A 12423-nucleotide genomic window follows, 5' to 3' on the forward strand; every position below is an offset into this window, starting at 1 on the left:
ATTTATACAGTCTCAATAGGAAAGTAGAGTGTAAATTCACTGAAGCACCCCTCTTCACTTTCCACTTCTACCCTGCCGCCATGTGCCAGCATCACCTGCTGTACATAATTCAGGCCCAGACCAAAACCTGCAGCACCGCCCCTTCCACTTCGCCCGACTGCTGCAGAACGTTCAAAACGGTTGAAGATAAGAGACTGGTCTTTTAAGGGAATACCCAATCCGTTGTCACACACCTTTATCTTGCAGAAGCCTTTCTCCGATTCGCAAATAATATCTATCTTTACCTCTTCATGGGAATATTTAATGGCATTGTCCAGCAGATTGCCCAACACTTCACGCAAACAGAAGGCATCGGCATACACCATTTCACAACGATGATAAACGGTCGTAAATTCTACCCTTTTGCTGGTTTTCAGAGAAATTTTGGCAATCATATCATCAAGTAAAGGCCGCAAAGGCACCTCTTCCTGATGGAGTTCCAAATGTCCCTCATCCAGCTTGGTAAGTACCAGTACACGATTGGAAAGGGTAAGCAGATGCTCACACTCTTCCATCATCGCCTGCCGGTATTTCTCTTCTTTTCCGGGCTTACCGGACAATTTGCCGCTATTCAGAATATGAGCTCCCATCAGGATGGAACTCAGAGGAGACTTCATGTCGTGTATCATAGCATAAGTAAAATCCTTCTGGAATTGCTCCAAATGCCGCTGTGTACGCAAAACTTTCACCTGGCCGAGAATACAGTCCAACACCACCAAAAACATCACCCAAAGAGGCAGAAACAGATACCATACGGAACTTATGACGTAGCGATACGGATTCTTCACCACACCTTGTATACAAAGGATGCTGTCCTCCTTCAACGGTATAAACCGGGAAGAAATATCCTGATATTTTGCCGAGGCATATCCTGCTTCCACCACTGTACTATCGGAGGGAGCGTAGTACTGGCGGATACCACTCTTATAGGTCATTCCCAAGGCTTCCAACCTGGAAGCAAAAGCAGAATCGAGGTACTGCACGGAGAGAGGAAATTCCATTCCGCTTTCATTGATGCTGCGCTGCATAATCAAAGCAGAGCGTAGTCGATAATTCAAATCGACCGGATTGTACATATGTACCACTCCAAAGCGGTTCACCTTATACTTCGACTGCTCTTTCTCCAGAAATTCCCTTTGCTCCTTTGCAAAAGGCGATTCAACACTCTCTTCCCATTCATCCTTTCCATCCCTATCAGTCTGTTCGTAGAGCAAAGAAAGGCGGCGTTTCAAGACCTCGTCATAAAAAGCCGCTTCAAAACAATCATTTACCTGATAGGCAGTTTCTTTGAAAGAAGCACGGTACAAATAGACAAACCAGACTACCATCAGCAGACAGCCGGCAATCAACCCGACAATCGAAAAGACTTTAAAAGAATATTGCTTGCGCACCTGCCGCTGCCGTTCGCTTTGCTTAGCTCCCGTAAGCGTATGTTCTGTCATGTCCAGCAAATGTTGCCCCGAGGCTTCTATATCTGCCCACCGGCTCTCCGATATCTGACTACGTACCTCACCTATCGGCAACCTCATCTTCTCTGCCAGCACATAAAAAGCAGACCGCTGCTTCTCAATATCATTACCTTGTTTAAGTATGGAATCCATTTGCCTGGCCCAACTGTACACCAGAAAAACAACCAAGAGAAGCGTAGGAAGGAACAAAAAGACTATATCCTTGACAAGCGGTATAAAAGGAGAAAACATGACAGCTTCAATGGCCTCTCCTTTCTTCTCATTCAACCAGGCTTTTTCCGAAAGAACAGACTTGAACCGTACATATACCGAACGCTTGCTTCTGTCCGTCGCAGGACGGATATTTACAGTCCGGTCTATATTTTTCCATTTCAGTTTCTTCTCTACCAACCTCGCCATCACATCTAATGGAATGGCGACATGATATACATCTTCGAGAAAGGAAGCTGCCTGCTGATAGTTTAAAAACATCTCATCTTCGAAAGACCTGATACTGTCTTTGGATAGATACGAGTAAAAAGGGATAGTCATGTCAGGAAACGGTAAATTATTAATCTCGTTGTCCACCGTTTCGATAAAAGCCAGACGGAAACATTCGTTCAGTGCGCGTTCCGCCTCTTTCTTGGTATTGTCGTAAGCATACATCATACCACCAATCTGCACCACAATTACCAGTAGCAGCCCTACAATAGAAAGGATATAGAGTGAACGAAGTTTCATCTTACCTATTATTTTGAGGACAAAGATAGCATTTTATCATAGAAAAAGAACTGATACAAAAAAGATAGCCTTGGACTTTTATTTATCCAAAGCTATCCATACAAGTACAATCCCTGCGATAGAGACGTCTACAGAATTATTTGCGAAGAGTCAACTTATCAATCCCAAAAAAACCGGTATCATGTCCCGGAGCCAGTGCAATCGACTCAATCTGCAACTCATTCTTTCCTTTTTTCAAATTGACCCGCCCAAGATTCACCAAAAGCAGAGACACTTCTCCATTGGTCAGACTGACTTCCGGAGTAATCACCTTATCATTTACACGAAGGGCAAATGTACCATAATCAGGCGCCACAGTGAACTGTATTTTCGCATAATAAGTTCCTTCCACTTCACTGTCAAAAACTAATGACAGCTTATCTCCCGGTTTAAACTCTTTCCAGTAGAGCTGCATACCCTCACTCCACAAGGGGTGGAAGTTGGTCTGCAATTCAACGGAGCCCGTATGCCCCGGACAAGGCTGCATGGCTTCGCCTTCCACAACCAGACTCATCCCTGAACCGAAAATATCTGACGGTTGGTTGGCAACCCGTTCGCGTACATCGCTCACAAAGGGTTTCGGCTGTATTTCGCCTCCGGGAAGCATATACCAGAAGGTTATCGGAGCATAATTAAGGTGTATATTCGACCAATCGAATAACTCCATGTCAAAGCGCAGGCTCCGGGTAAACGGAATCGCATCCAAACTACGAACACGGGTATTCTGCGCCAAACCTATGTGAGCATAACAACCATCTCCTATGGGTTGGGCAACAAAAGGATGGTTTATCCACGGTTCATAGCGCCCCCAGGCATAGCCATAATAATCTTCTGTACCCGTTCCAAAGTGTGACGGAAAGGTTTCACCGTCCACATACACCTTTTCATCTCCTTCTCCCCACCAACCCAAGTTGGGGTTATAGACAGTAACCGCATCTCCCACATACACGCCCCTACCTTTAAGATCGGCAAACGTAAGGTCCTGGGCAAACTCATCGCCCCGGGCATGGATATGCGTAAACTGCTGCCATGTGGTACCAAAGTGCATGGAGCGCTCATCCCACTGCCACTTTCCACTAACTGCAGCAGCCTTGGATATCTCCACCGGCTGTTCCCCATAATTGGTCAAGGTAATCGTACAGTTCCGCTCGAAAGGCATCACCCACCATGCACTCATCACATCATCCTGCACGGCCCGCGTATACCACGTACCAGTTGCAACGGGATAATAGCCTACCCCAAAAAACTCACCGACCGGAGCCCAGACAGTTGGTTCCCCATCAAAGGCAATGGACAAGACCGTAGAGCGAAGTGCTTGGCGACGGTCATCGGCATCAATCCGCATCGAAAGACGACGAATGGCACGAGAGCCGTCAATCGTAAAACTACGGCTTTCACCCGGAGCCAGAGAAGCCGCCAGATTGAGCGTACTTTCTCTTCCCGCAAGCGGAGTATCAATACCAGGTGTTCCTTCCAACAGCTTCTTATTGACAGCAGCTATCAGCCGGGCATTCTTCTTCAACTCTTTGGCCGAGAAAGAAATCACCTTGACCGGAGAAGTATAAGTGCGGTAATTGATAGCATAGTATACAATGGTCTTACTCTCAATTTTCCCCTCCGGAGTAATCTTCAAGTCCGGCGATTCGATAGTCACCTTGCACCGCTTGGCATAAGGTATGGGCAAATATAAATTATGCCCTCTTTCTTCCATCGGAGCCTCATCGGGTACTGAAGTTGAAAGAGGTTCTCCACAAAGGACTTGTCCGCTCAATATATCACGTACATTGCCTTCAATTACCGGTTTTTCCTCATTGTCTATGTAGATACGCAGAGTCCCTTGTCCCCGATTTATGCCGGAGAAAGTCATCCAGAAACGAACTATGGCACCGGGGCCTTCGGCATCCATCATCACATATTCCGTCCTCCCTCCGTTCTCTTCCTGGCGGATAAACTGTCCTTGGTCGAAATTACCAAACCAGGCACGCTTATCCGTCATGTTATGCGAACTACGGTCGTAGCTGCTGAACTGCTTACACGTATAGGCATTTTCGGGCCAACGCGCCAGCACGGAACGGTCTGTCATCTCATGCAACAATGTCTTAAGAGAGATAACCGGGTCGGCCATAGCCAAACCGCTATAGAGAAATATCAACTGAATTACAAAAACTAGTTTTTTCATCATAACCGATTATTTTAGTAAATCTCCATCTCATTGATGCGTAACACCTTTCCTCCTGCATGCTGCATAGGACGGGTTATCATCAAGCGTACATAGCGTACCTGCGCCGGAGTGTCAATCATACGTGATACGACATTCTGCCGGTTTCCATCTATATTGTCAAGTGTCTTCCATTCTTCAGTCTGGCTGTTTCTGCCTTGCAGGAAGCAAGCGGAAGTAATGTACCCTTTGTCCTCACGGCCTGCATTCACCAGTTTCCAACCGCTCACAGTTTTCGCCTCACCCAAATCAAAATCCACATAATTCAACGCACTTCCCACTTCACACCATTTGGTATCGACATCCCCGTCAACGATACGTTCGGGCTTCTCATTATCATTAAAATAGCCGGAATAGGCGATAATCTTCGCACCCTTCAACAGGTTTTCTTTTTCCACCTCCACACTGTTCAACTCCATCTCATTGTCACGGATGGCTGTATGGAACAAGCTAGTGGCAACCTGGACGGGTTTCAGAGTTTCCTCCACCAATGTGGCAGCAAAAAGAACAACCTTTTCACTCTTCGGAAGTATAAGGCTGGCAGCACCTGCCGGAATATCGACACCGAACTTGAACATATAGGTAAACTCATAGGCCTCATCGGCTGTAGGAGAGTGGCGGTGAGTTCCCACATAAGCCACTTCGGCATCCTTCAGATAACCTTTGGTATGTCCCGAATGTCCCCACTGTCCGACAAATCCGGTATAGGAAGGTACAATGACCTCACTCTTGTTCCCTCCGCACCGGAAAGTGGCGGCATAGTCCCCGTCCGTAGCGGCAGCCAGAAAATACAGTTTATTATACTTTTTACCTTCCGGTAGAACAATAGTATCACCATTGCACGTCATTCCGTTGGCGGCATCTTTCTCGCCGAGCTGGAAAGGAATTCCGTTTACAGTCAAGGATTCGGGCAACAGTTCTGCCGCAAACGAATAACCCGACTCAAAATCAGCTTCACCGCGGAACTCGTTGAATGAGGAACATTTATAGTTATAGGACAACGGTAAAGAGGCATACTGCAATTGATAAGCGTCCTCGCCCGATGACTTCAAACGTACCTTGAATGTCTTTATAGAATAAGGCTTTATACTTATAGACAGCCCGTTTCCACTAAATTCGGCCGAACCGATACTCTTTTCAGTGCCATCCGCTTCGCAGACACTGGCAATCTCGCCTGCAAAAGAAAGTACCGTATCCTGCACCTTCTCACCGCCCATCTCATAGACACGCACTACATACTCATCCGAGTTCTCGGCTTTCTTCAATGCCTTGATAATGACATTGCGGTTATTGGAAGAGACGAAAGAGAACTCCTTACCCAATGTACCCCTATGTTTATCGGTACGGAAAGCTTTCAGCTTCTGGTTCAATATCTCCGCCTTCTCCATGGTGACAGCCTTGTCAAGTCCGCCGGCATGACCCACCAGACTGTATGTAAAGCAATGATGCCCGAAGTCCTGGCGGTTCTGGTAAGCATAATCCTTGTCTGTTTCGGGGGTATGCAGCAGGGTCAGGCGGAGGGTGTTGTCGTCCGGCTTGTCCCAGCCGTATTTGCTGTCATTCAGGACAGACACGCCATAGTTTCCACTACGGTCAGTCAAATCGGCCCAATACTGTGCATAGACTTCGTAGGCAGTCTCCGTATTGTTGCCCCGCCTCACACTTCCAAGTCCCAAATCGTAGGTGGCTTCCGTATTTGCCATGTTCAAAGGAAATTCGGCCTTCAACAAAGCATTGGACAACTGCCAGTCCACCTCATTGTAAAAGTCTATGCGGTCGGCACGGCTACCCTCATACAAACGGATGTACTGCTTGAAGAGTGACTCTCCATAACGTTTCTCGATGCAGAGTGACTTGCGCAGCTCACCATCCTCCACCAGTGTCATCTTCACATCCTCTGTGATGGAAACCGGTTCCCGGTCTATGGTCTCCTTCAAGATTTCCCAAGCAGGCCACATGTAGGACTTGTTCTGCGTGAAAAGCGCCAAACGAATAGATTTACCGGGTTCCACCAGCTCTTTGCCATTCTTCTTGTCAAACAGTGAAATGATGTCTCCCTTCTTATCCAACGTTATCTTGTAAACAGAATTCTCTAATGTATTGGCATTCACAGATACCCGGGCGTCAGCCGACAGACCGGATGTGCGGACATCATATACCGCATAACCGGTAGCAGGCAAAACAGCTTCCATCAAGAGTCTGGCTTTACCATCGACATAGGACAGTAGTTGGGCGGCCACTTTCCGGCCATTCATATCATATACGGTAATCCCTTTCGGTTTCTTTGGCAAGGCAAGTTCCACCTCTGCCATATCGGCAACCTGGAATCCAAGCGCATTGTAAAGCACCACCGGTATCCCTTTCACCCTGGTATCCATCTTTCTTGCCACAGCGTCAATGGAGGAAGTAAGAATACCGGAGAACTGCTTGAGGGAAATCAACTCGTCATTCCATGAGAATTCATAAGCCCGCGGTATACTTGTTCCCGTAAGGTCATCATGGAACTGATGGAAAATGAAACGCTGCCAGTTCTCAGTCAATGCAGCTCCGGGATAGGAAGCTTGGTTCAGCCATTCGGCTACAACGGAGGAGCGTTCCGCTGCATCCCCCAAAAGATCATTCTGACGGTTGTACAGCTTCATGGCAGCCTGGGAAGTATAACATCCGGTACCGTGAACATCCATCAACAGTTCACCGTTGAACTTGGGCAGTTCCGGATGGCTTGCGTAAGGCTGGAAGTCTTTATATATCCGGTCACTCGTGGCACTGACAATCTGCAGCGGACCATTGCCTTGCAGGCCTTTCTCTATGGCACGTACAGACTCCAATGTAGGTGAACCACCTATGTCTCCCGTACCGTAATAGCGGTAGACCATGTGAAGCGGAGAGTGGGTAGTCAATTCCAACAAATTCTTGTTTTCCGACAAGTCTTCGTCCTCAAAACGCTGGTTATAATCATATCCATGAGCCATCATGATGGTAGAGCCGTCTATACCTTGCCATAGGCCGATAGTGAAAGGATATTTGTCGTTGCCGTAGAACGGCTTGTTGCGCCACTGCAACTTCTGAGAAGAGAAACCAATCAGTCCGCAATGGGACGTAATGGCAGGAAGTGTCCAGCCAAAACCGAAACAATCCGGCAAAAAGATGTCAGTGCTTTCCACACCAAATTCCTTCCGATAATAATTCTGACCAAGCATGATGTTACGAATCGCAGACTCTATGGAAGGAACCAGTGTATCAGTGGCATCCCAGCTGGCTCCGCTGATATGCCAACGGCCGCTCTCTATGAATTTCTTCATCTCTTCGTATTGCGCCGGATAATATTCCTTCATCCAGGCATACTTGACCGCACCTTCAAAATTAAAGATGTATTCCGGATACTGCTTCAGCAGAAACAAATTCTGACTGATCGTGTTCCATACATAATCCTTTATTGTGGTCTAGATATCCCAGTTCCACTGTGTGTCCAAATGTGCATCAGACACCATGTAGGCTTTCGGTCTTTGCGCCTGAGCACCATTCTGAGCATAGGTACCGCCACCCATTAGCAAGGCGGATACCAATACAGCAATCTGTCTTTTCATTTTCTGTTTATTTATTGTTTATTGTGTTTAAAGGTTTTATTTATTGCAGTTCGCTGATCTCGGCGAAAAGCTCAATCATACAGGCATTCTCCAGTAGACTCTTGAACTGCTCTTTTCTGTTTCCCGACCAATCATTACTAAACAAGCCATTCTCATCACGCGCATAGTTCCAAGCATAATCCGCATTCGCAATCATGGTCTTTATGTACGCCTCATTCCTATCAACCAGATATAGCGCCTTCAAACCTCTGAACAAGATTACATTAAACCAAGGAGTTGCCGGAAAGAATTTCATCTCTCCTGTTGCGATAGGCTGTACCTTCAGAAAGAAACGGCAGGCACCCTCGGCTGTCTGCTGCGCTTCCTTCAGGTAACGCTTCTCTCCAGTTACCTGATAGAGAAGTACACCGGCCTGAATCATCTGCCCGCTGTTATAAGTATATTTGGCCGGATCCACTTTTCCCTGCAAATTCTTGTTGTCCCAATATACAAAGTCAGAAGGGTCACAAAGATTGTCACGGGTCCATTGATAGGTCTTCTTAGCTTGCTCAAGGTATTTTGCATCCTTAGTCAACTTAAACAGCCTCATACAGAGAACAGTAGCCGGAGCATTCGAACAAGTGTTTTTTGATTCTTTCTTCTGTTCGCACCAATAGATTCCTCCCCCCAACTCTTCGGACCATCCGGAATAAATATAGTCATGCAGCTGGATGGCTTTTTCCAGATACTCCTTGTCACCAGTCTGTTCATAGTAATCACAGAAATCAATGGCCACCCAGTCATTGTCATCGTAATAACGATCATTATGACCTGCAAAAGCCGGATACGACTGGTAACAATGGGGAATCCGGGTAGAGTCCCAATAAAGGTCCAGTCCCGGCTTTATCTGCCGGTCCATCAGTTTTCTGTACTTCTTTTGCCCGGAAACCTTATACAAAGAGACACAACCGGATACCAAGGCTGAATAAGGCCACAAGAAAGAGACCTCCTGCTGGTTAACAACAGCGCCGGTATTGGCCGTATATGTAATTCTCTGCTCCGGGTTTCTTGGATAAGTTTCCGTCAGCAGGCCATACTTCTCCACTTTATAGAGAGTAAGTATCTGCTGAAGCAAAGAATCGGCTCGTTGCAGATAGATTTGTTTGCTTGTCTGTGCAGACAAGCAAACCGGTAACGAGAGAGCTATTAATAAAAATAAATTCCTAAGCTTCATATCCAATTCAAGTCAAGTGATTATTATTCCAGCTTCATATCGGCACACATCAGGAAAGCATTGTATGGCCCCCACATGGACATGATGAACCAAAGCTGGTCATCATTGTCTTTCAACGGATGTATGTAAGCGCAATACAAAGCTGGATATCTGTCCGCTTCCGCCAATACTTTCGGCTCGCTCCACTGGACGAGATCCTTCGATGTACAATAAAGAATGGCATGCCTTTTGGTCAAAGGAGTCTCGTCATGATTCGGATCATAATTATAAGTCAGAATCCAACGCTCAAACTTCTTGTGCCATATCAGCGACGCTTCTCCTACGGGACCTCTCAATACCGGAGTAGCGGCAGCCTCATTTCCACGTATCCACTCTTTACTTTCACCGTTCCAGTATTCATAGGCCTTCATATCCAGAAGATCTTTCTCAAGGAAACGCGCCAGATACGCAGCATCACCACGTCCGGCCTGTGTGCCGAGCATATAAATCCATCCGTCACATTTGGCATAAGCCACTTGCGAAAAATGACTGTCGGGAGAAAAAGTCACCTCTTCACGCCGCTCCCATGTCCGACCGTCATCATTGGAAGTATAGACAGAAGAAAAATTGGTAAGCCAGCGTCCATGAGGCGCTCCCCAATCATAGATGTTCATAATATGGACACAATCCGTTTTACCGGCCCGAATAGCACTCGTAGGGATGGAAGTCTGGTATACCTCCGGATTCGTCTTACCGCCCGCACATACCTCAAGCGCCTTACCATCGGCATCAAGCAGCATTGAATCTATTTTAAGACCGTCTGTAAGCTCTGTATCCGATGAAAAAGCCAGTACGTTGGAACGCCAGTTGGAACCATTGCCACCATTTTTATTCACGACAAAACCTTCTCCACTGGTATCTCCGAAAAACATGCCCACACGGTTTCCATCCATATGCCACATTAACCCCAAATCCGTTCCATATACATCAAAGTCAGGTCCGGTATTATTGGGATTCAGCAATGTATCTCCCGGCAAAGGATCACCCGTGACACGGGATATCATGCGTACATTATCAATACACAGCGTTTTTTCACTATCAGCATCCTTACAAGCCATATTGCCCGTCAAACTACAGGTAACAAGCCCGAACAGTAAAATTTGTTTAGTTCTCATTCTTATCAATTCCATATACAAGTACACATTCCCACATCTATTCCTTCATTCTTTCCAGGATAATCAGTCCCAGTTCAAACTGGTCCCCACCGTTATTATTTCTCACATGGAAAGTGACCGAATTGGTTTGTTCCGTCAAATTGATGTCTCCTACATGTACTCTGTCTTTAGACACTTCTTTGTCCTTCTTAGTAGAGATCCATCCGGACAGTTGCTTCTGGCGTTGCCAAACCTGGAAGTCGGCACCATTCGGTTTCTCAAAATAGTTTATCAGCACTTTATATTTTCCTTCGGGCACATCGTTCAGCATGATGCGCACTACTCCTCCATGCTGGGTGGTCATACGGATTCCACGCTCATTTGTTACCTGGACACCTCCACCAAGACTCAGCTGCATCAATTGAGGGAAATAAATATGTTCTGTCGGCTGATATACAGTGCGTAATTCAGCAGTAGGCTCTTCTCTGCCTTGCAATGGCTGGGCTGCATAGAAGAATCCAACAGATGTATAATCTACCGGGAAATTATTTTTTACTTCACCATGTTCCATTCCATGATAGATTTCCTTCTCATAGGACATTTTGTCGGCCAAGAAGAAACGGTATCCACCGGTTCTGGCCATCGGAAGTGAATAATCCAGACAACCATGGAGAGGGAGGCTGTTTCCTCTGTCCCAACGATCCAATAAAGCATACCAGCCACCGTTGTAATAGTCTTCGGAACCGGTGCCGTGCAGACGCATTTTATTATCTACGTAAGTGCTGTCGTCCCCTTCGAAGAACAAGGTCATTCCCGGACGCAGGCCTTGTGCCTGATGGATGGTTCCTACATAATGTCCTTTTCCTTTTTGTGCAGCAAACTTATGGAAAATGCCGAGAGGAGTTTTCTCTCTACGCCATACAGAATAGAACTTACCCTCTTCCTTCACATTACGCTTATTACTGTTATAGTACACTTTAACGTTTACAGAAATAGGAGATTGCTGAATACCTTCTCTCTTTTTATAAATCATCTTCATAGAAGCTGACTTGTCAAAAGGCATTGGCAGATAGCAGTAGTTGGAAGTACCTTGCTTACCCATTAAGATACTCCGCATTGCTCCTTTTCCATAGGCATATCCAAAAAAATCAGCAACGGGGGCATAAATAGCCTCCACCTTCTCATTATCCCATTTAGCTGAAAGAATCACATCTTTGTATAAACCTTCGAAAGATGTTCCGCCATCAATCGACATACCTACAATACGTCCCGGTTCTGCCATCTCAAAGAAAGAAACTTCTTCTCCCGGACTCAGTGTAAATACCTTTTCTTCCGTCTGTACACCAGCTGATTTTCCAAAGGTATAATTCGTTACAGCAGGAGACAAGTCAGCCCATATTCTATTCACCTCAGCCAACAAATCCTTATCCTGCTGTGAGAATTCACCGGTATAGGTTTCCACCTTCTTTTCCGGCAAGTTACGGTATTGTATCTGAATGAATTCCAATTTAGGTCCATCGAAAACAATTTTGCAGGACTTTTTGTACGTAATGGGCAGATAACAATAAAAACCACCGATTTCATTACCACAAACGGGCTTTGTAAACGGATAAACCTTACCGGAAAACAAATCCGAGAACTTTATTTTCAGACCGGGCTCTTTCTGTCCATCAAAATAGAAATAGAGCATATTGTCCGTCGGTGTAGGAGTCCAGATTCGGTTGATGACTCCGGGGCCTTCCATCTCAGCAATCACCAACTTATCACCTTCCTTACGAAGGAAAGAATAAGTACCCGCAAAACCATCATCATTGCCTCCGGTACGGTCGTAACTCGAGAACTGCTCCACATAAGAGCCAGTGCGATACTCCGGCAATTTATCCACTCTTTTCAATAACTCCAGCTCATCCGTCCATCTGTATGGGTTCTGAGCCACGGCATACGAGCCTGCCAATAGAATGGCAGACAAGAAAACAGAAACTTCTTTCAAATTAATTTTCATAAA

At 46.1% G+C, this 12423-nt stretch carries 7 protein-coding genes; all 7 read right to left on the minus strand.

The genetic code is table 11. From position 1 onward, the window contains the following. Window positions 1-2 precede the first annotated feature (2 nt). Entirely contained in the window at window positions 3-2228 is a 2226-nt protein-coding gene (locus DW800_RS01730; protein WP_057259000.1) for a sensor histidine kinase, read from the minus strand. A 136-nt stretch (window positions 2229-2364) separates the two neighbouring features. Continuing rightward, window positions 2365-4449 carry a DUF2961 domain-containing protein gene (locus DW800_RS01735; protein WP_119957728.1) on the minus strand — a complete coding sequence of 695 codons (2085 nt, stop codon included), beginning with the start codon at window positions 4447-4449 and terminating at the stop codon, window positions 2365-2367. Window positions 4450-4460: 11 nt separating this feature from the next. Continuing rightward, complete coding sequence (locus DW800_RS01740; RefSeq protein ID WP_243634888.1) at window positions 4461-7922, minus strand: glycoside hydrolase family 38 C-terminal domain-containing protein; 3462 nt, start codon at window positions 7920-7922, stop codon at window positions 4461-4463. 6 nt (window positions 7923-7928) lie between these two features. Beyond that, entirely contained in the window at window positions 7929-8072 is a 144-nt protein-coding gene (locus DW800_RS19845) for a hypothetical protein (protein ID WP_005824785.1), read from the minus strand. Between the two features lie 40 nt (window positions 8073-8112). After that, window positions 8113-9285, minus strand: coding sequence for a glycoside hydrolase family 76 protein (locus DW800_RS01745; protein ID WP_117703756.1), 1173 nt, complete (start codon window positions 9283-9285; stop codon window positions 8113-8115). Window positions 9286-9308: 23 nt separating this feature from the next. Next, window positions 9309-10454, minus strand: coding sequence for a DUF4185 domain-containing protein (locus tag DW800_RS01750; RefSeq protein ID WP_022400933.1), 1146 nt, complete (start codon window positions 10452-10454; stop codon window positions 9309-9311). 22 nt (window positions 10455-10476) lie between these two features. Beyond that, window positions 10477-12420 (minus strand): glycoside hydrolase family 172 protein, encoded by a 1944-nt coding sequence (locus DW800_RS01755; protein WP_119957729.1) that lies wholly within the window; start codon window positions 12418-12420, stop codon window positions 10477-10479. Between the last annotated feature and the right edge of the window lie 3 nt (window positions 12421-12423).

The organism is Bacteroides sp. AM32-11AC (genome assembly GCF_003603515.1).
In the GTDB taxonomy this organism is placed as follows: Bacteria; Bacteroidota; Bacteroidia; order Bacteroidales; family Bacteroidaceae; genus Bacteroides; species Bacteroides uniformis.

What these genes read in the sequence shown, in the direction of transcription:
- DW800_RS01730 (WP_057259000.1), bottom strand. Translation starts at nt 2,228, where the DNA reads ATGAAACTTCGTTCACTCTATATCCTTTCTATTGTAGGGCTGCTACTG.
- DW800_RS01735 (WP_119957728.1), bottom strand. Translation starts at nt 4,449, where the DNA reads ATGATGAAAAAACTAGTTTTTGTAATTCAGTTGATATTTCTCTATAGC.
- DW800_RS19845 (WP_005824785.1), bottom strand. Translation starts at nt 8,072, where the DNA reads ATGAAAAGACAGATTGCTGTATTGGTATCCGCCTTGCTAATGGGTGGC.
- DW800_RS01745 (WP_117703756.1), bottom strand. Translation starts at nt 9,285, where the DNA reads ATGAAGCTTAGGAATTTATTTTTATTAATAGCTCTCTCGTTACCGGTT.
- DW800_RS01750 (WP_022400933.1), bottom strand. Translation starts at nt 10,454, where the DNA reads ATGGAATTGATAAGAATGAGAACTAAACAAATTTTACTGTTCGGGCTT.
- DW800_RS01755 (WP_119957729.1), bottom strand. Translation starts at nt 12,420, where the DNA reads ATGAAAATTAATTTGAAAGAAGTTTCTGTTTTCTTGTCTGCCATTCTA.